Genomic DNA, 18,572 nt, shown 5'->3' with positions numbered 1-18,572 from the left:
CACGCTTCTAACTTCCAAGTTGTAATTGATTTCGAACTAGATTATAATAATTTCCTTTATTTGCAACCAAGGTTTCGTGATTTCCAATTTCAATAATTTTTCCTTTTTCTAGCACAACAATTTGGTCGGCATTCATAACCGTACTTAATCGGTGCGCAATAACAACAACAGTTTTGTTTTTGAAAAAGATATCTAGTTTTTCCATGATTTCCTTTTCGTTATTCGCGTCAAGCGCAGAAGTGGCTTCGTCAAAAAATAACATTTCTGGATTTTTATAAACCGATCTTGCAATTAATAAACGTTGTTTTTGTCCGGTACTCATTCCAACGCCTTCAGAACCAATTTTAGTATTGTATCCTAAAGGTAAACCAGAAATATATTCTTTAATATTGGCTACGTCAGCGGCATAAACCAAACGTTCTTTATCAATAATATCTACGCCAATGGCAATGTTGTTTGCAATCGTATCATTAAAAATAAATCCTTCCTGCATAACGGCTCCAATGTTATTTCGCCATGCTTTTTGAGAAATGTTTTTTAACTGTGTATTTCCAATTAAAACTTCACCACTTTGGGGTTCATAAAACTTCAATAGTAATTTCATTAAGGTTGTTTTTCCACTTCCACTTGTTCCTACTATTGCAGTAATTTTATTGGTTGGAATGGTAAGACTTAAGTTATCTAAAACAGATATATCAGAACCTAAATAACGAAACGATAAGTCTTTAATAATAATATCTTGATTGTTAGGAACATCGTTGGTTTGATATGCTTCTTGCTGAATTTCGTCTTCTTTTTCGTGAATTTCGGACAAACGGGCTAAGGATATTTTCGCATCTTGAAGTTCTCTTACAAAACCAATTAGTTGCGATATTGGACCATTTAAACTCCCAACAATAGAACTTATCGCCAGCATCATTCCCAAAGTAATTGTGCCATCAATAACAAGTTTTGCAGATAAAACTAAGATGAAAATATTTTTTAATTCATTAATAATTTGTGAACCTGACGACTGTGTTTGTTCTAAGATTAATCCTTTTGTTGAAACTCGGAATAATCGGGCTTGCACATATTCCCAACCCCAACGTTTTTGTTTTTCGGCATTGTGCAATTTAATTTCTTGCATACCATTTATCAACTCAATTACTTTACTTTGTTCTTGAGAGACTTCTGAAAATCGTTTGTAATCTAATTCTTCTCTTCGTTTTAAAAAGAGTAAAATCCAAACAAAGTATAAAATGCTTCCTGCAAAGAATACAAAGAATATCATTAAGTTGTAGTAGGCTAAAACACCTCCCATAACTATCATATTAAAAACGGAAAAGATTACATTTAATGAAGAAGTGGTAAGTATTTTTTCAATGCGATGATGGTCGTTGATACGTTGCATGATATCGCCAGTCATACGAACATCGAAAAAAGATATAGGTAAATTCATTAATTTGATAAAGAAATCGGAAATTAATGAGATGTTGATTCTAGTTGAAAGGTGAAGCATGATCCAGCCTCGAATTAATTCTAAACCCATTCTTCCAGCAAAAAGGAATAATTGAGCGAATAAAATCATATACACAAAGCCCATGTCTTGGTTTTGAATACCAACATCGACAAGACTGAGTGTTAAAAATGGAAAAATTAATTGTAAAACACTTCCTGCTAGAAGGTTGACAATTAATTGTATTAAAAATGATTTGTATTTTAGTACATAACGAGATAATAAGCCAAAACCTAAAGCTTTTTTCTTGCCATCTTTATCAGTACTATCAATATCTAAATCGTAAAAATTGGGTGTTGGTTCTAATAATAAAGCCACACCTTCTTGAGTGAAATTGTCTGCATTGTTGCCAATCCAGAATTTTATAAAATCGGTTTGATTGTAATCTATTAATCCAAAAGCTGGATCTGAAATTAAATATTTCCCTTTTTTAATATCATAAAGCACTACATAGTGATCTTTATTCCAATGCAAAATACAAGGTAATGGCGCTTCGTTTAAACGTTCTAAGTTTAATTTTACACCTAGTGTACGGAAACCAATTTTTTCTGCGGCATCAGAAAGAAACAATAAATTACTTCCTTCACGAGTAGTTTCGCTAAAATCTCTTAATTGTTGAATGTTGATGGTTTTACCAAAGTGTTTACCTACTATTTTTAAACAGGTGGGTCCACAATCTTTGCTATCGGCTTGTATGTAATTAGGAAATTTTTTCAATTTTTTCAATTTTGATTCAAAAATAGTTAAAAATACTGCCTGAAAAAAATCCAGGCAGTATTATGAAAATTACATGTTATCTCCGTTACATGATCCTGTTCCAGTAGCAGAACACGTACTTCCATTCCAAAGCGGTTTTTGATATACCGGCAAGTTCATACATTGCGATTGGCTGATGTTGAATAAGTAATATTGACATGAGCTATATTTGCTAAAATCGATAGCTAAACCACCTTTAATTGATTTTTGCTCGTTTTTACTCAATTGTTGAGCGCCTTCTAAACTTAAAATGTTTTTTAACATGATTATAATAAATTAATGTTTGAAAATATTTTTATAGGTTACAACACTTACAAGTTGAATTGTAAACACCTTCGTAAAGGCTAAAACAATCTACTGCAGTTATTGTTCTGTCACACCCATTGCTATATGCGTCTAAACATTGTTTAGTAATTCCACCACTAATTTCTTTTTGTTCGTTTTTGCTCAATTGTTGAGCTCCGTCTAATTTTAAAATGTTTTTTAACATGATTTGGTTTTTTAAATTAATAGATTATTAAAAAAAGAGAGGAAAGAAATTTCCTCTCTCAGAGTTTATTAGATAGCGTCTAATAATTCTAACATGCATACACCATTTACACATCTGTAAATAGTTCCAGCAGGTGGAACTCCTGTACACTGATAGTCATATTTGCAAGGAACTGGTCTACCACCATTAATTTCTTTTTGCTCATTTTTGCTCAATTGTTGAGCACCGTCTAATTTTAAAATGTTTTTTAACATAATAGTATAATTATTTTGATTGTTTTTTCTCAAGCATTTAAAGTCAATTGAGAACTTTGACTATTCTCGGCCAAGAATATTTTTAATATGTTTTTAAACAGCTTGTAATGATTTTTCATCTTCCATTTCTTCATTGAAATCATTAATGAAATACTTTAACTCTTTAATTTCATATTCATCAGGAAATAAATTTCCGTTGATTATTTTTACAGGAGTATAGTTAAAGTCATTTTTTAAACACCAATAGTATTGATTCTGTAACTCCTTGTTAACTATCAAATGAGGTGATTCAACAGTCCATTTTTGTTTCCAATCTTCTAATTTTAATTGATTGATGTGCCAGTCAATAATCGCATATTGTGCTTTTTTGGGATCTTGTTCGTTTATAGCTAGAAGATTTTCCAGAACCGTTTTATATGGATTGTCTTGATTTTCTGGATTGATATTGAAAAGGATGTTTAGATATATTTTTTCAGAATAATTTTGAAATAGTTTATAAGCATCTTCAAAAGCTGTATGACAATGCCCGCAACTTGGACTTAATATAAGTGTGATTTGTGTTGCTGCGTTTTCATTTCCAAATGTTATTCCTTTTAATTTTTCAAAATCATCATATTCTTCAATTTCATTAGAAAGAAATTGGAAAAGGTTAAAATTTCTTTTAAATCTCATCAATCGATTTGTTTCTTTTTCGAACTTAACTTTATTTTCTATGATTGGTTTTATTGAAAACCATAATGAAGATAAAAGGATTGTTGAAACAATAAAAGTGTAATAATGTGAGATTGAATAGTCAAACCAAGTAACATTTCCAAAACTAAATACTAAGCTTTGAGCTATAATTACAAACGAAACAGCTAAACACAAGACACACCATTTTTTTAATTCAAATGTTTGCAACCAAATAGAATATACAATTGCTGGAATTGCTAACAAACTTATAAATCCAATTATTCTATTTGAAAATTCTGGTTGGATTAAAATAGATACAACACTTATACTAAAAAATAATAAAGTTAAATCTGAAAAACCAATCCATTTGTTGATCTCACTTTTTTTAGAATTTATTACAGAATCGCATGACGCATTTGGATTTATATTACAAAACTTAGAAGCTAATTCATTTTTAACACCCAACTTTTCTTGAACAATAAAGACACTTAGTACAAGTCCAATTATTGAAGTAACAAGTAGCGCAATTGAATTTATATTATAATTTTGGAATGCAGCAGATGAAGCAATTAATGCAAGAAAAGGCAAAGCATAAAGCAATCCACTTTTGTTTTTTCTTTCTTTTTTTAGAACAGGATTTGCATTTGGTTCAATAGCAATTACAACTTCGTTCCAACCTGTAAGAAATTCGTTAAACGTTAGTTTTTGTTTTTTTGCTTCAGCTGTTTCTATAGTTACTGATTGACTTGTTTTAGTTGCTAAAACGATATGGCCATTATAGATTGCTAAAAAATTTTCTGGTAAGTCAATAAATTGTTCTTTCGGTACTTTTAAAGCTATGTTTTCAATTGAAAGCACATCTAAGGTATCAGTTATAGCAAATATGCTTGGATAGTTTGGATGTGATAAAAATAAATCATCAAATTGATCTTTTTGGTTGTAATAACCATTTTTGTGTAAATATTTTTTCAGAAGATTAACCATTGCTTTTTGTTTTTTAGGGTTTGTAATACGTTTAATACTTTGGCAAATATTAGTTGTATTTTTACGATAAAAAAGCGGGTGTTTCTGTTATTTATAAAAAAACGGGCTGTAATTTATAAATTATCGTTACATTTTAGTATTTATAAGATGTTGATTTACAATAACTTATATTTTAATTTATGGGTTTAGTTTTTTTGCTTTTTATTTTTTGTTGAAAATATACCTTTTAAGCAATAGATTTGTGAAATAAATTTTAACCCTTAAAATCATGAAAAAAACCAAACTAAAAATTGAAAATTTTTTAAGCAATAAATTAGAGAATCAAATTATGATTGTCGGTGGAGGTGATAAAGGTAATATTGACTTAATAGATCTAGTTGATTTAGAATTAGGAGATGATTCAGGAGGAGGATCTGTTTCTACTGGTGGTGGTAGCGGAGATGTTGATCCTAAAGGTGGTGGTGGAATACCTCCAGTTGATATGCCAGCGTTGTAATTGACACGGTATTAACAAAGTAAAATAAAAAAAAGAGAGTTTATTATAACTCTCTTTTTTTTATTTCATTAATAAAGGTATAGGGTGTAATGCCTGTTTTCTTTTTAAAGGAACTTGTAAACGAGTCTGCATTTTTAAATCCAGCGCTTTCAGCGATTGCTAATGTGGTATACTCGCGATATTTTTTGTTATTAATAATTTCATTAATAACGTAGTTTATTCTTAGTTCATTAAAATATGCGCTAAATGTTTTATTATAGTTTTTGTTTACTACATATGATAAATAGGTGGTGTTTGTTTTTATTTTTTTAGCAACTTCTTGTTGTGTGAAGTCGGGTTTTAGATAATATTTTTCAGCTTCTAATTTTTCAAGTTTCATCAAAATTTTCATTTCTGTTTCTGAATCAATTGATAAATTTAATGGTACTTTTTTGGATTGTTGTTCATTACTTGCTTTATATTCTTCTAAAATGTTTATTGCTTTTAATTCGGCACTTTTTCTTTTTTTATAATTAAAGTAAAACAATATGTTTATGGCAACAATCGCTAAAACAATAAGAAAATATATTAAATTCTTTTTCTTACTATTAGTCTGGTAAATTTCATTTATTTCACTTTCAATCTTTTGTGAATTTATATTGTAATTTACTTCTAATTCTTCTCGTTTTATTTTATCGTTGTAATTTTTTAATTCGTCTAAGAAAATGGCTGAATGCTTTTTTGCCTCAACTTCATTGTTTTCTTCATTATATATTTTAGCTAAATAATAATTGCTAAAAACATATTCCGATTTCTTTGTGTTTAAAATTTTATAAATAGAATCAAACTTTTGAAAATATAATTTGGCTTTTTCGTTTTCTTTTAAACTGAAATTTAAAAAGCCTAAATTGTAATAAATATTACTGGTTTCATCTTGGTAGTTGTTTTCAATTGAAAGTAATAATGTGTTGTTATATGTCTTTTCTGCTTCGCGATATTTTTGTTTTATCATTAATACAGTTCCGATATTCTTATTAAGTACAATTTTATTGTTAATTAAATCATCTGAATAATTTAAGGCTTCTTTGTAAAAAACATAGGAAGAATCTAAGCATAAAGCCAATTTGTTTTGTTTGTATTTTTTAAAATAGGAGTTTCCTATTGCAATTTTTATATTTGATTTTTGATTAAAATAAAGTGTTTCATCTAATTTTAATTTAATCTTTTCAAGAAATTTATCTGCTTTTCTACCTGTTTTAATAGCTAAATTAAAATTCCCTATCTCTTGATAGATATTTGTTAAGTTGGAATAAAATTTTACAACCTGTAATTCGTCATTAGCTTTTTCAGATAATTTTAAACCTTCTTGATACGTTATAGCTGCAACATTTAAGTTTCCTCTTTTCCATTCAGATAAACCTTTGTAGTTTAACAAATAGGCATGAAGTTTTGTTTTGTCTGTTGATGGTTTTAATTTGTTTAAATAATCAATTGAGGTTTTATAATATTTTTTTGAAGTAATACTATCACCTTTCATTTGATATAAATACGATTTTATACCAAAAGCAAATGATTTATGAAGATCATTATTAGATTGTTCAATCTTATTTGCATAAAAAAAGGAACTTTCAATATTTGAGTTAATTAACAATCTTGCCTTATCATGTAGTTTTTGATATTCAATAGGTGATAATGTTCTCTGGTTTTGCGAGAAAACAAATGATGATAAGAGTAGAAAAAAGTAGTAGAAATAATGTTTCATAAGAAAAGTTTGAGCAAAAATACATTATTAATAAAAATTTATAAACTACTTCTCTATATTTTTAACTTTTAAGACTTAATAAATCTAACAAATCAATTCGCTTTTGTTAAAAAATAATTACTTTTGCAAATCAAATTGAATTTTTAAATAATAAAACAGATGGAATCGCTAAATTTAGAATCTTTTATAAGATTATATTTTGCAGTGATAACACAAACCAATAAAAACAACAATAATTAAAAAAATATGAAACCAGATTTATTTCAATCGCCAGACTACTATTTGTTAGACGATTTACTATCAGAAGAGCATAAATTAGTACGTGATGCTGCTAGAGCATGGGTAAAAAAAGAAGTTTCTCCAATCATTGAAGATTATGCGCAACGTGCCGAATTCCCTAAGCAAATTGTAAAAGGTTTAGGTGAAATTGGTGGTTTTGGACCATATATTCCTGTTGAATACGGTGGTGCAGGTTTAGACCAAATTTCTTACGGATTAATTATGCAAGAAATTGAAAGAGGTGATTCTGGTGTTCGTTCAACATCTTCTGTGCAATCTTCATTGGTAATGTACCCAATTTGGAAATACGGAAACGAAGAACAACGTATGAAATATTTACCAAAATTAGCAACAGGCGAATGGATTGGTTGTTTCGGTTTAACAGAACCAGACCACGGATCAAATCCTGGTGGAATGACTTCTAACTTTAAAGATATGGGTGATCATTATCTTTTAAATGGTGCTAAAATGTGGATTTCAAATGCTCCTTTTGCAGATATCGCTGTAGTTTGGGCTAAAAATGAAGAAGGAAGAATTCACGGTTTAATCGTAGAAAGAGGAATGGAAGGTTTTACAACTCCAGAAACTCATAATAAATGGTCATTACGTGCTTCTGCAACAGGTGAACTTATTTTTGATAATGTAAAAGTTCCTAAAGAAAATTTATTACCAAACAAATCTGGATTAGGTGCGCCGCTTGGATGTTTAGATTCAGCGCGTTACGGAATCGCTTGGGGCGCTATCGGTGCTGCAATGGATTGTTATGATACTGCTTTAAGATATTCTCAAGAAAGAATCCAATTCGATAAACCAATTGGTGCTACACAATTACAACAAAAGAAATTAGCTGAAATGATTACTGAAATCACAAAAGCGCAATTATTGACTTGGAGATTAGGTGTACTAAGAAACGAAGGAAGAGCAACAACTGCTCAAATTTCTATGGCGAAAAGAAACAACGTGGATATGGCTTTAACAATTGCACGTGATGCACGTCAAATGTTAGGTGGAATGGGAATTACTGGGGAATATTCTATCATGCGTCATATGATGAATTTAGAGTCAGTGGTAACTTATGAAGGAACTCACGATATTCACTTATTAATTACTGGAATGGACATTACAGGTTTCCCAGCATTTAAATAATATCACAATAAATAAAAGTTATTGGAAATGCTTCTCTTTTTAGAGAAGCATTTTTTATTTTTGCCAAACTTTATAACGCAAAATTACGTAAGTAAGAGTAGAGCAATTAATTTTAAGCACCATGAATACAGAAGAAGTTAAAAATAGTATAGAAGATATAAAGCAAGAATTGTTAAACCATTCACTTTATAAAAATGTGACCTCTATTGAAGAGTTACACGTTTTTTTAGAGTATCATATTTTTGCCGTTTGGGATTTTATGTCGTTGTTAAAAGGATTACAAATTCATTTAACTTCCGTATCTATTCCGTGGAAACCAATTGGAAATCCGGAAATTAGATATTTAATTAATGAAATTGTAGTGGCTGAAGAAACGGATATTTCTTTTGATGGAAAAAGACAAAGCCATTTTGAAATGTATATCGATGCGATGAACGAATGTGGTGCAACTACAAAACATATTTTCAACTTTTTAGAAAACGTAGAAAAAACAAAAAATATCTTCGTTTCTATTAAAGGATCCAATCTTCCAGAAGAAATAAAAGCGTTTTTAAAATATACATTTACGATTGTAGAAGAAGGCGAACCACACAAAATTGCTTCTGCATTTACTTTTGGTAGAGAAGATTTAATTCCGAATATGTTTACCGAGATTTTAAGAAACTTCCAAGTGAATTTTCCAAATGTAAACTTATCTAAGCTGATTTATTATTTTGAAAGACATATCGAATTAGATGCAGATGAACACGGACCAATGGCTATGAAAATGATTGATGAATTATGCGGCGATTGTCCGAAAAAATGGGCAGATGTGAAACAAGTTGCACATGACTCTTTGCAAATGAGAATTCAATTGTGGAATGCTATTGATAATGTAATTACAAAGCAATTAGTATAACAAAAAAAGGCGACCAAGTGGTCGCCTTTTTTTATTTTGTAATAGTATTCGTTTGTGATTTTGTAAGTTCTTCTAAACGCGCTAAGACTCTTTTGTGCATGTGTTTGTGTTTTCTCACATCACCAGCATAATATCTGTTGTTTTGATGGTATGTTGCACTATCAATTTTATATTTTTTATAAATAAAGTCTTTTGTATCTATATTGTTGGATTGTAAAACTTCTGGCGAATTGGCTTTAGCTGATTGTAATATCGCTACATCAAACAAAATGTTTTCCATAGTTTCTTCGTCCAATAAAACTTTTGGTTGCTGAACAGGATTCTTGCTACAACCGAAAATCGCAAAAACAACACATAAATAAATGACTTTCTTCATTACTATTCTCTGTTAAAAGTTAAGCGCTGACCTGCGATAATATCTTTTACTTTACCATTTGAATACACTAGTTTTCCGTTCACAAATGTATGTGAAATACGCGATTTGAAGTTAATGTCTTCTAAAGGCGACCAGCCACATTTATATAAAATATTTTCTTTTTTTACGTTCCACGGCATGTGCGGATTCACCAATACTAAATCGGCAAAATAACCTTCTTTTATAAATCCACGATTCTCAATTTTGAAAATCTTAGCTGGATTATGGCACATTTTTTCTACAATTTTTTCTACAGAAATTTTACCTTTAATATATGCTTCCATCATCACAACTAATGCATGTTGTACCATTGGCGCACCACTAGGACAACTCGTATATTTGTTTTGTTTTTCTTCGAAAGTATGAGGTGCATGATCAGTTGCAATTACGTCTATTCTGTCGTCAAGCAATGCTTTCCATAAACCATCTTGGTCCGTTTGCGTTTTTACAGCCGGATTCCATTTTATTAAATTTCCTCTAGTGTCGTAATCTTTATCGGTAAACCATAAGTGATGCACACAAACTTCTGCCGTAATTTTTTTGTCTTCTAACGGAATTTTATTCGTAAACAATTCGGTTTCTTTCGCTGTAGAAACATGGAAAATATGCAAACGCGCTCCTGTTTTTTGAGCTAATTCAATTGCTTTTGATGACGATAAATAACACGCTTCTTCGCTTCGAATTAAATGATGTTTATTCACAGGAATATCATCACCATATTCAGCCATATATTTCTCTAAATTGGCTTTAATTGTTGCTTCATCTTCACAATGAACCGCAATAAGCATTTTTGTTGAAGAAAATATTTTTTCTAGCGTTTCCGGATTATCCACCAACATGTTTCCAGTTGATGAACCTAAAAATAATTTGATTCCAGCAACATTTTTCGGATTGGTTTTTAAAACTTCTTCCAAATTGTCGTTGGTTCCGCCCATCATAAACGAATAATTCGCATGCGATGTTTTGGCAGCAATTTGATACTTATCTTCAAGTAATTCTTGTGTAATTGCGTTCGGAACAGTATTTGGTTGTTCAATAAATGAAGTAATTCCTCCAGCTACTGCAGCTCTACTTTCCGAAGAAATATCGCCTTTGTGCGTTAAGCCAGGTTCTCTAAAATGTACTTGATCATCAATTACACCAGGCATTAAAAAACTTCCTTCTGCATCAATAATGATACAGTTTGAAGATTTTGGACTAATACTTTCTGCAATCTGACTTATTATTTCATTTTCAATTAACACATCTCCTTCGAAGATGCTTCCTTCATTTACAATCTTTGCATTTTTAATTAAAAATGTGTTCATTTATAGTCTATTAAATATTTTTCTAATTCGTAACATAATCACGCCAATCACGGCTTCGCGAATAATCGCACCACTCATTTTAGATTCACCTAAAGTTCTATCGGTAAAAATAATTGGCACTTCTTCAATCTTAAATTTGTGCACAAAAGCACGGTATTTCATCTCAATTTGAAAGGCATAACCCACAAACTTGATTTTATCGATGTTTATCTTTTCCAACACATTTCTTCTGTAGCAAATAAAACCAGCCGTAGCATCATGAATTTGCATTCCAGTAATAAATTTCACGTAAACCGAAGCAAAATACGACATCAAAACTCTGTTTAATGGCCAGTTTACTACATTTACACCTTTAGAATATCTAGAACCAATAGCTACATCTGCGCCGTTTTGACAAGCTAGATATAATTTCTCTAAATCGTTTGGATTATGAGAAAAATCGGCATCCATTTCATAAATATATTGATATTCATGAGATAAAGCCCATTTGAAACCATGTACATATGCGGTTCCTAGCCCAGATTTTTTCGTACGAACTTCTAAAAACAATTTTCCTGCATATTGTTGTTGTAATTCGACTACTTTTTGCGAAGTTCCGTCTGGTGAATTATCATCCACAATTAATACGTGAAAAGTTGAAGGCAATTGAAAAACAGCATGAACAATTCGTTCAATATTTTCAATTTCGTTATAGGTAGGTATAATTACTATTCCTGCTGACATGAGATTTTATTTTCGTTGCAAAATTAAGATTTTTTTAGATTTAATGTCTTAATAATATTATAATTAATTCATAGTAATTTTTTTTGTTACTTTTGCGGTATGAACATGATGCAATTATCAGAACGAATTTTAGTAAACAAAGATTGGGCCACAATATTATTTGTGTTAGCCATAGCAATCATTGCGCTTAACAAATCTATTTTCTCTGTTAGGTTTAATGAGTTTTTGAAATTAGGTTATTCGGATAAGTACAATAAAGTGTATAAAGACACGAATAACTTGTTGAACTGGTTTACTATTTCCATGTTTATTATTCAATTAATATCATTTTCGTTTTTTATTTTACTGCTTTTAAGTTTTTTTAATTATACAAAAACGGATAATTATATTACTTATATTCAAATTATTACCTTCCTTTTTGTGTTTGTTTTATCGAAATTTTTAATAGAAAAAATTGTCGGTACAGCTATTGATTCTGAAAGTGTTGTGGATCAATTTAACTTGATAAAAACCAATTATAGAGCTTTTTTAGGATTTATTTTGTTGCCAGTCAACATTGTTTTGTATTATAATGCAATTCCTATTAAAGAAGTTTTCTATGTAATACTGGGTATTTTCTTACTTTATAATGTATTTACGTATTATTTTTTAGTAAAAACTTATCAAAAGATGATAGTTGGTAAATTGTTTTATTTTATTTTGTATCTTTGCACGCTTGAAATAGCACCGTATTATTTCATGTATTATTGGGTAACGAAAAATTAGGAATTTGTTAGATATGTCAAATTTGAAAGTGAAAACGATTTTGGTTTCACAACCAGAGCCGAAAGTGGAAAATTCTCCATATTATGATCTGCAAAATAAATTTAAGGTAAAAATTGATTTTAGACCTTTTATTCATGTAGAAGGAGTTCCGGCTAAAGAAGTTAGGGTACAGAAAATCGATTTAAATAATTTTACTGCAATTATATTTACAAGTAAAAACTCAGTAGATCATTTTTTCAGAGTAGCTGAAGAAATGAGATATAAAATTCCTGAGGATTTGAAATATTTTTGTCAATCGGAAGCTGTTGCGTTTTATTTGCAAAAATATGTGGTGTACAGAAAACGTAAAATTTATGTCGGTCAAAAAGACTTCGCTGACTTAGCGCCGCTTATTAAAAAATATAAAGACGAAAAGTTTTTATTGCCAAATACAGATCAATTAAATCATGATGTGCCACAAACACTTGATGGTTTAAAAGTGGAATGGAAACAAGGAATTTTCTACAAAACAGTAATGAGTGATTTAACAGACTTGAAAGATGTGTATTACGATGTATTAGCATTTTTTAGTCCAACAGGAATCAAATCGTTATTTAAAAATTTCCCTGATTTTGAGCAAAATAATACGCGTATTGCGGTATTTGGTACAACCACTCAAAAAGAAGCTTTAGATCACGGTTTAAGAGTGGATATCATGGCGCCAGCACCAGGAACACCATCGATGACAGGTGCATTAGAAAAATATGTAGCAGAAGTGAATAAAGGAAAATAAAAAATTACTTTATTATTAAATATATAAAGCGTTCAGAAATGAGCGCTTTTTTTTATTTGTCTTCTTTCTTTTCTGACTTTAACTCACAAAAAAACGCCTTGAATTTTCAAGGCGTTTTTTCAGTAGTATTTTGGTTGTATTAATTATAACTTTGGACCTGCATTAACCAAAGCAGCACCTTCTTCATTGTCTGTGTATTGTACGAAGTTTTTAATGAATCTTCCAGCTAAATCTTCCGCTTTAGTTGTCCATTCAGAAGCATCTGCATATGTATTTCTTGGATCTAAAATGTTTGAATCTACATTGTTTAATGATGTAGGAACTACGAAATTGAATGTTGGTACAACTGTAGTTTCAGCATTTTCAATAGAACCATCTAAAATCGCATCGATAATAGCGCGAGTGTCTTTAATAGAAATACGTTTTCCAGTTCCATTCCAACCTGTGTTAACCATATAAGCAGTTGCTTTATGTTCTTCCATTTTCTTTACCAATTCCTGACCGTATTTAGTTGGGTGTAAAGATAAAAAGGCTTTTCCGAAACAAGCAGAAAATGTTGGTTCTGGTTGTGTAACACCTCTTTCAGTTCCAGCCAACTTAGCTGTAAATCCTGATAAGAAATAATATTTAGTTTGTTCTGGAGTTAACTTAGATACTGGAGGCATAACTCCGAAAGCATCAGCAGTTAAAAAGATAACTTTATTCGCGTGACCTGCTTTAGAAACCGGTTTTACGATATTGTCAATATGATAAATTGGGTAAGAAACACGCGTGTTTTGTGTAACTGAACCGTCTTTGAAGTCGATTTTTCCGTTGGCGTCAACAGTAACGTTTTCTAATAGCGCATCTTTACGAATAGCATTGAAAATATCTGGTTCGTTTTCTTTACTTAAATCGATAGTTTTTGCATAACATCCACCTTCGAAGTTGAAAACACCATCATTATCCCATCCGTGCTCGTCATCACCGATTAATTCACGTTTTGGATCTGTAGATAAGGTAGTTTTTCCTGTTCCTGATAATCCAAAGAAAACAGCGACATCACCATTTTTTCCTTTATTTGCAGAACAGTGCATTGAAGCAATTCCTTGTAGTGGTAAGTAATAGTTCATTAATGAAAACAGACCTTTTTTCATTTCACCACCATACCAAGTCCCACCAATTAACTGAATTTTTTCAGTTAAGTTGAAGGCAACGTATACTTCAGAATTTAAATTATGAGCGGCGTAATCTTTGAAAGAAGTTTTTGAGCCATTCATAACTACGAAATCTGGCTCACCAAAAGTTACTAATTCTTCAGCAGTTGGTCTAATAAACATATTAGTTACAAAGTGTGCTTGCCAAGCCACTTCCATAATGAAACGAACTTTTAAACGCGTGTTTTCGTTTGCGCCACAAAAAGCATCTACTACAAATAATCTTTTTTCAGATAATTGCGAAACAGTAGTTTCTTTTAAAGCATTCCAAGTTTCAGTTGAGATAGGTTTATTATCATTTACTGCTTTTTCAGAATTCCACCAAATTGTGTTTTCAGTTGTAGCATCTTTAACAATATATTTATCTTTTGGAGAACGACCAGTAAATTCACCTGTCATTACATTAACCGCGCCAAGTTCAGTTAATTGCCCTTTTTCAAAGCCTTGTAGGTTGTCGCTTAACTCTTCGTCATATAATAAATCGTATGACGGATTATAAACGATTTCTTTAACATTTTTGATTCCATATTTTTCTAACGAAATCGATTTCGTAGATTGATCGTATGTATTCATAAAATAAATAAGTTATGTTGCTTTTATTTAAAGTGCAAAATTAAACAATAATTTGACAAATTAGCGATTTCTGTTATTTTTTCGTTAAAATAGCGTAAAATAAATATCCCCAAGAAAAGATTAAAAATAATCCCCCAAGAGGCGTTATCGGACCAAATATTTTAGATTTAATTCCAGTAATTGCACTTGTCGTTAAAATGTAAATCGAACCTGAAAAAAACAGCACGCCAACCAAAACTAAATAAAACAAAACAGCTTTTTCTTTTAGTGATATCACTTGTGTCATTCCTATAAACAACAGAAATAAAGCATGATACATTTGGTATTTGACACCTGTTTCAAAAGAATTTAATTGCTCGGGAGTTAGTGTTTTCTTTAAGGCGTGAGCGCCAAATGCGCCAAAAATAATGGCTAAAAACCCTAATATACAAGCGGCTAATAAAATCTTCTTTTCCATGGATTCGTTTTAAATTCAGTACAAATATATTAAACTTAAACGCAATTTTTTTTATATTATTATGGTTTTATTTTTTAGAAATACAACATTTTATTACCTTCGTGTGATATTTTAGAAATAATGAGAAAGATTTTAATTATTGGAGCAGGTAGATCTGCTTCTTCACTTATAAAATATTTATTAGACAAGTCGGAAGCAGAAAATTTATTTGTTACCATTGGCGATTTGTCTGAAGATTTAGCCAAAAAGAAAACGGGGAATCATAAAAATTCAAGAGCTATTACTTTTGATGTTTTTAATGACGACCAACGTAAACAAGAAATTCAACAAGCAGATGTGGTAATTTCTATGTTGCCAGCACACATGCATATTGAAGTGGCTAAGGATTGTGTTGCATATAAAAAACATATGGTTACAGCATCTTATATTAGTCCAGAAATGCAAGCTTTAGATGCTGTGGCGAAAGAAAATGATATCGTTTTAATGAATGAAATTGGTCTAGATCCAGGAATTGACCACATGAGCGCCATGAAAATTATGGACGAAATTAGAAGCGAAGGTGGAAAAATTATTCTTTTCGAATCGTTTTGTGGTGGATTAGTAGCTCCAGAAAGTGATGATAATTTATGGAACTATAAATTTACTTGGAATCCGAGAAATGTCGTTTTAGCCGGACAAGGTGGTGCTGCAAAATTCATTCAAGAAGGCACTTATAAATATATTCCCTATAATAAATTATTTAGAAGAACAGAATTTTTAGAGGTAGAAGATTTCGGAAGATTTGAAGCTTACGCGAATAGAGATTCTTTAAAATACAGAGAAATTTATGGTTTGGAAGATGTAAAAACATGTTATCGTGGAACCATAAGAAGAGTTGGTTTTTCTAAAGCTTGGGACGTTTTTGTGCAATTGGGTATGACAGACGATACCTATATTGTGGACGATTCGGAACACATGAGCAATAGAGATTTTGTAAATTTATTTTTACCTTATCATCCAACAGATTCAATCGAAATTAAATTCAGACATCAATTAAAAATTGATCAAGACGATGTCATTTGGGATAAATTGCTAGAATTAGATTTGTTTAGTAAAACAAGTATTTCTGGTTTAAAGAATGCGACTCCAGCTCAAATGTTAGAAAAAATATTAGCTGATAAATGGACCTTACAACCAAATGATAAAGACATGATTGTGATGTATCATAAGATTGGATATGAAATCAATGGTGAAGAAAGACAAATGGATTCCACTATGGTTTGTTTAGGTGACGATCAAACATACACAGCTATGGCAAAAACGGTTGGTTTACCAGTTGCTATTGCGGCTTTAAAAATTTTAAATGGTGAAATTACTATAGCTGGTGTGCAATTGCCAATTTCTAAAGAAGTGTACGAACCTATTTTAAAAGAATTAGAAGATTACGGTGTTTTATTTAAAGAATTTGAAGTGCCTTATTTTGGCTATGATTTTTCTGTTTAAAATTTAAATAATTTTCATAACTTTAATCCGAAATAGTAACTTATTTCGGATTTTTTATTTAAAACTACAAGCTATGAAGATAAATCACTTACAAATTGAAATTGACGGAATTGATAAAGAAATCCTTCGTAATTTAATGGAAGACGCTAGAAAACCGATTCTTCAAATTGCGAATAAACTAGGAATTTCAGGAGCAGCTATTCATCAACGTTTAAAAAAATTAGAACAAGCTGGAGTGATTTCGGGTTCCAAATATGTGGTAGACAATAAAGTTTTAGGTTATAAAACAATGGCATTTATCGGAATTTATTTAGATAAAGCTTCAAATAATACTGAAACCGTAAAAGAATTAAGAAAAATTCCGGAAGTATTGGAATGTCATTATACCACAGGAAATTGGAGTATTTTAACTAAAATTATTTGTAGAGATAACGAGCATTTAATGCAATTACTAAACAAGAAAATTCAAAGTATCAATGGCGTATCTCGTACGGAAACTTATATTTCATTGGAGCAACAAATAGAAAGACAAATCCAGTTATAAATTTTAATACAGAAAGTTATGAAAAAAATTAAATTTTTACTTCCTTTAGTTGCAATAGTAGTAATTTCAATTAAATGTAATACTGTGAAAACAAGTGGAGTTGAAAACATTCCAAAAGAAAAACCAGTCAGTTTTAATGCAGATATTTTACCAATTATGCAAAACAGTTGTACGCCTTGTCATTTTCCGCCTGAAGGAAGAAAAAAACCATTGGATAATTATGTACATGTAAAAGAAAATATAAAAGATATTATTGCGAGAGTCAAATTACCTAAAGATCACGCTCAATTTATGCCATTTAAAAATAAGAAACCAGCTTTAAATGATAGTTTAATTGCTGTTTTAGAGAGATGGGAAAAACAAAGTATGCCAGAATAATTAATATAAAAAATTCAATGAAAAACAGTGTTTCTTAAACTGAAACTTGTTTTTCATTGAAATAAAAAATAGAAGGATTAGTTTAGGTTTTCTACTTTTTTGGAAGATTATATGCAAACAATTTTGTGTTTTATAGCATACAGTACTAAACCAATTCTTGTTTTTAGTTCTAATTTTTGAAATAAATTTTCACGATAACCATCAATAGTCTTCGGACTTAAACACATTCCATCAGCAATTTCTTTGTATGTTTTTTCGGTACATGCTAATTTAATAAACTCTACTTCACGTTCTTTTAGAATAATTTTATTCTCGGTTTGGTTTAATTTGTTTATCAAAAACCCTGAAACTATTTCCGTGTAATAAAACCCTTTGTTATATACTTCAAGTAAAGCTTCTTTAAATGTTTTTGGATCGGTATCTTTTAATAAATATCCTTTTGCTCCATTAGTAATCATTTTCATTATAGTTTCTTCATCATCATTTACTGAAAGTGCTAAAACTTTTAAATCTGGATGATTTTGTTTAAGCCATTTCATAGTTTCAATGCCATCCATAATTGGCATGTTTACATCAAGTAGAATTATATTAGGCTTTTCAAAATTTTCTGCTTCTACGGCATTCGTAAATTCTTTTCCATTAATATAACTTCCACATACTTCAAATTCTTTAAAAGTACTTATTAAAAAAGAAAGTGATTGAGAGAATAATAAATGATCGTCAACGATCATTATTTTAATTTTTTCCAT

Annotated in this window: 20 protein-coding genes; 8 read left to right on the top strand and 12 right to left on the bottom strand. The window is 30.3% G+C overall.

Features of this window, described 5'->3' with window-relative positions; genetic code table 11:
• Positions 1-7 precede the first annotated feature (7 nt).
• The 5 genes from BMX42_RS09935 to BMX42_RS09915 all read right to left on the bottom strand — a co-directional run bounded on the left by BMX42_RS09935 (position 8) and on the right by BMX42_RS09915 (position 4,651).
• On the bottom strand, positions 8-2,212 hold the full coding sequence (locus BMX42_RS09935; RefSeq protein WP_091313408.1) for a peptidase domain-containing ABC transporter: 2,205 nt from the start codon (positions 2,210-2,212) through the stop codon (positions 8-10).
• A 69-nt stretch (positions 2,213-2,281) separates the two neighbouring features.
• A complete protein-coding gene (locus BMX42_RS09930) occupies positions 2,282-2,515 on the bottom strand; it encodes a hypothetical protein (protein WP_091313158.1) in 234 nt (77 codons plus the stop codon).
• 31 nt (positions 2,516-2,546) lie between these two features.
• Positions 2,547-2,741, bottom strand: a complete 195-nt coding sequence (locus BMX42_RS09925; RefSeq protein WP_091313155.1) for a hypothetical protein — start codon at positions 2,739-2,741, stop codon at positions 2,547-2,549.
• A gap of 68 nt (positions 2,742-2,809) precedes the next feature.
• Positions 2,810-2,995, bottom strand: a complete 186-nt coding sequence (locus BMX42_RS09920; RefSeq protein ID WP_143055633.1) for a hypothetical protein — start codon at positions 2,993-2,995, stop codon at positions 2,810-2,812.
• Positions 2,996-3,088: 93 nt separating this feature from the next.
• Entirely contained in the window at positions 3,089-4,651 is a 1,563-nt protein-coding gene (locus tag BMX42_RS09915) for a vitamin K epoxide reductase family protein (RefSeq protein ID WP_091313147.1), read from the bottom strand.
• A 328-nt stretch (positions 4,652-4,979) separates the two neighbouring features.
• Here BMX42_RS09915 and BMX42_RS14535 point away from each other — a divergent pair, with 328 nt between their 5' ends.
• A complete protein-coding gene (locus tag BMX42_RS14535; protein WP_177169157.1) occupies positions 4,980-5,147 on the top strand; it encodes a hypothetical protein in 168 nt (55 codons plus the stop codon).
• A gap of 43 nt (positions 5,148-5,190) precedes the next feature.
• Here the strand turns inward: BMX42_RS14535 and BMX42_RS09905 are convergent, their stop codons facing one another.
• Positions 5,191-6,888: a helix-turn-helix domain-containing protein gene (locus BMX42_RS09905; RefSeq protein ID WP_091313141.1), complete on the bottom strand. Its 1,698-nt coding sequence runs from the start codon at positions 6,886-6,888 to the stop codon at positions 5,191-5,193.
• A gap of 246 nt (positions 6,889-7,134) precedes the next feature.
• Between BMX42_RS09905 and BMX42_RS09900 the strand changes: the two genes are divergently transcribed.
• Positions 7,135-8,313, top strand: coding sequence for an acyl-CoA dehydrogenase family protein (locus BMX42_RS09900; RefSeq protein ID WP_091313138.1), 1,179 nt, complete (start codon positions 7,135-7,137; stop codon positions 8,311-8,313).
• 121 nt (positions 8,314-8,434) lie between these two features.
• Entirely contained in the window at positions 8,435-9,211 is a 777-nt protein-coding gene (locus BMX42_RS09895) for a DUF3050 domain-containing protein (protein ID WP_091313136.1), read from the top strand.
• Between the two features lie 31 nt (positions 9,212-9,242).
• Here BMX42_RS09895 and BMX42_RS09890 read toward each other — a convergent pair whose 3' ends face one another.
• The 3 genes from BMX42_RS09890 to BMX42_RS09880 are packed head-to-tail and all read right to left on the bottom strand — an operon-like array spanning position 9,243 to position 11,656.
• Entirely contained in the window at positions 9,243-9,587 is a 345-nt protein-coding gene (locus BMX42_RS09890; RefSeq protein ID WP_091313133.1) for a DUF4296 domain-containing protein, read from the bottom strand.
• Between the two features lie 2 nt (positions 9,588-9,589).
• Positions 9,590-10,933, bottom strand: coding sequence for a dihydroorotase (locus tag BMX42_RS09885; protein ID WP_091313130.1), 1,344 nt, complete (start codon positions 10,931-10,933; stop codon positions 9,590-9,592).
• The gene (locus BMX42_RS09880; RefSeq protein ID WP_091313125.1) at positions 10,934-11,656 is read right to left on the bottom strand and encodes a polyprenol monophosphomannose synthase; all 723 of its coding nucleotides are present in this window, start codon (positions 11,654-11,656) and stop codon (positions 10,934-10,936) included.
• Between the two features lie 105 nt (positions 11,657-11,761).
• On the opposite strand from BMX42_RS09880, the gene BMX42_RS09875 reads away from it, so the two are divergent.
• Positions 11,762-12,421, top strand: coding sequence for a DUF4271 domain-containing protein (locus tag BMX42_RS09875; protein ID WP_317040034.1), 660 nt, complete (start codon positions 11,762-11,764; stop codon positions 12,419-12,421).
• Positions 12,422-12,443: 22 nt separating this feature from the next.
• A complete protein-coding gene (locus BMX42_RS09870; RefSeq protein WP_091313406.1) occupies positions 12,444-13,193 on the top strand; it encodes a uroporphyrinogen-III synthase in 750 nt (249 codons plus the stop codon).
• A gap of 143 nt (positions 13,194-13,336) precedes the next feature.
• On the opposite strand, the gene pckA is transcribed toward BMX42_RS09870, so the two are convergent.
• Both pckA and BMX42_RS09860 read right to left on the bottom strand, forming a co-directional pair.
• Positions 13,337-14,962 carry a phosphoenolpyruvate carboxykinase (ATP) gene (pckA, locus tag BMX42_RS09865; protein WP_091313118.1) on the bottom strand — a complete coding sequence of 542 codons (1,626 nt, stop codon included), beginning with the start codon at positions 14,960-14,962 and terminating at the stop codon, positions 13,337-13,339.
• Positions 14,963-15,035: 73 nt separating this feature from the next.
• Positions 15,036-15,419, bottom strand: a complete 384-nt coding sequence (locus BMX42_RS09860) for a DUF423 domain-containing protein (RefSeq protein WP_091313114.1) — start codon at positions 15,417-15,419, stop codon at positions 15,036-15,038.
• Positions 15,420-15,539: 120 nt separating this feature from the next.
• Here BMX42_RS09860 and BMX42_RS09855 point away from each other — a divergent pair, with 120 nt between their 5' ends.
• From BMX42_RS09855 to BMX42_RS09845, 3 genes are all read left to right on the top strand, one after another.
• Positions 15,540-16,901 carry a saccharopine dehydrogenase family protein gene (locus BMX42_RS09855; protein WP_091313111.1) on the top strand — a complete coding sequence of 454 codons (1,362 nt, stop codon included), beginning with the start codon at positions 15,540-15,542 and terminating at the stop codon, positions 16,899-16,901.
• Between the two features lie 73 nt (positions 16,902-16,974).
• The gene (locus BMX42_RS09850) at positions 16,975-17,445 is read left to right on the top strand and encodes an Lrp/AsnC family transcriptional regulator (RefSeq protein WP_091313107.1); all 471 of its coding nucleotides are present in this window, start codon (positions 16,975-16,977) and stop codon (positions 17,443-17,445) included.
• Between the two features lie 18 nt (positions 17,446-17,463).
• A complete protein-coding gene (locus tag BMX42_RS09845; protein WP_091313104.1) occupies positions 17,464-17,823 on the top strand; it encodes a hypothetical protein in 360 nt (119 codons plus the stop codon).
• A gap of 107 nt (positions 17,824-17,930) precedes the next feature.
• Here BMX42_RS09845 and BMX42_RS09840 read toward each other — a convergent pair whose 3' ends face one another.
• A complete protein-coding gene (locus BMX42_RS09840) occupies positions 17,931-18,572 on the bottom strand; it encodes a response regulator transcription factor (RefSeq protein WP_091313101.1) in 642 nt (213 codons plus the stop codon).

The organism is Flavobacterium terrigena, from assembly GCF_900108955.1.
GTDB classification, from domain to species: Bacteria; Bacteroidota; Bacteroidia; order Flavobacteriales; family Flavobacteriaceae; genus Flavobacterium; species Flavobacterium terrigena.
Note: the sequence above shows the minus strand (reverse complement) of the source record. Positions and strands in the feature narration are given on the sequence as shown.

Coding starts and splice junctions, on each gene's coding strand:
- BMX42_RS09930 (WP_091313158.1), bottom strand. CDS start 2,515: ATGTTAAAAAACATTTTAAGTTTAGAAGGCGCTCAACAATTGAGTAAA.
- BMX42_RS09925 (WP_091313155.1), bottom strand. CDS start 2,741: ATGTTAAAAAACATTTTAAAATTAGACGGAGCTCAACAATTGAGCAAA.
- BMX42_RS09920 (WP_143055633.1), bottom strand. CDS start 2,995: ATGTTAAAAAACATTTTAAAATTAGACGGTGCTCAACAATTGAGCAAA.
- BMX42_RS09915 (WP_091313147.1), bottom strand. CDS start 4,651: ATGGTTAATCTTCTGAAAAAATATTTACACAAAAATGGTTATTACAAC.
- BMX42_RS14535 (WP_177169157.1), top strand. CDS start 4,980: ATGATTGTCGGTGGAGGTGATAAAGGTAATATTGACTTAATAGATCTA.
- BMX42_RS09905 (WP_091313141.1), bottom strand. CDS start 6,888: ATGAAACATTATTTCTACTACTTTTTTCTACTCTTATCATCATTTGTT.
- BMX42_RS09900 (WP_091313138.1), top strand. CDS start 7,135: ATGAAACCAGATTTATTTCAATCGCCAGACTACTATTTGTTAGACGAT.
- BMX42_RS09895 (WP_091313136.1), top strand. CDS start 8,435: ATGAATACAGAAGAAGTTAAAAATAGTATAGAAGATATAAAGCAAGAA.
- BMX42_RS09890 (WP_091313133.1), bottom strand. CDS start 9,587: ATGAAGAAAGTCATTTATTTATGTGTTGTTTTTGCGATTTTCGGTTGT.
- BMX42_RS09885 (WP_091313130.1), bottom strand. CDS start 10,933: ATGAACACATTTTTAATTAAAAATGCAAAGATTGTAAATGAAGGAAGC.
- BMX42_RS09880 (WP_091313125.1), bottom strand. CDS start 11,656: ATGTCAGCAGGAATAGTAATTATACCTACCTATAACGAAATTGAAAAT.
- BMX42_RS09875 (WP_317040034.1), top strand. CDS start 11,762: ATGATGCAATTATCAGAACGAATTTTAGTAAACAAAGATTGGGCCACA.
- pckA (WP_091313118.1), bottom strand. CDS start 14,962: ATGAATACATACGATCAATCTACGAAATCGATTTCGTTAGAAAAATAT.
- BMX42_RS09860 (WP_091313114.1), bottom strand. CDS start 15,419: ATGGAAAAGAAGATTTTATTAGCCGCTTGTATATTAGGGTTTTTAGCC.
- BMX42_RS09855 (WP_091313111.1), top strand. CDS start 15,540: ATGAGAAAGATTTTAATTATTGGAGCAGGTAGATCTGCTTCTTCACTT.
- BMX42_RS09850 (WP_091313107.1), top strand. CDS start 16,975: ATGAAGATAAATCACTTACAAATTGAAATTGACGGAATTGATAAAGAA.
- BMX42_RS09845 (WP_091313104.1), top strand. CDS start 17,464: ATGAAAAAAATTAAATTTTTACTTCCTTTAGTTGCAATAGTAGTAATT.
- BMX42_RS09840 (WP_091313101.1), bottom strand. CDS start 18,572: ATGGAAAAAATTAAAATAATGATCGTTGACGATCATTTATTATTCTCT.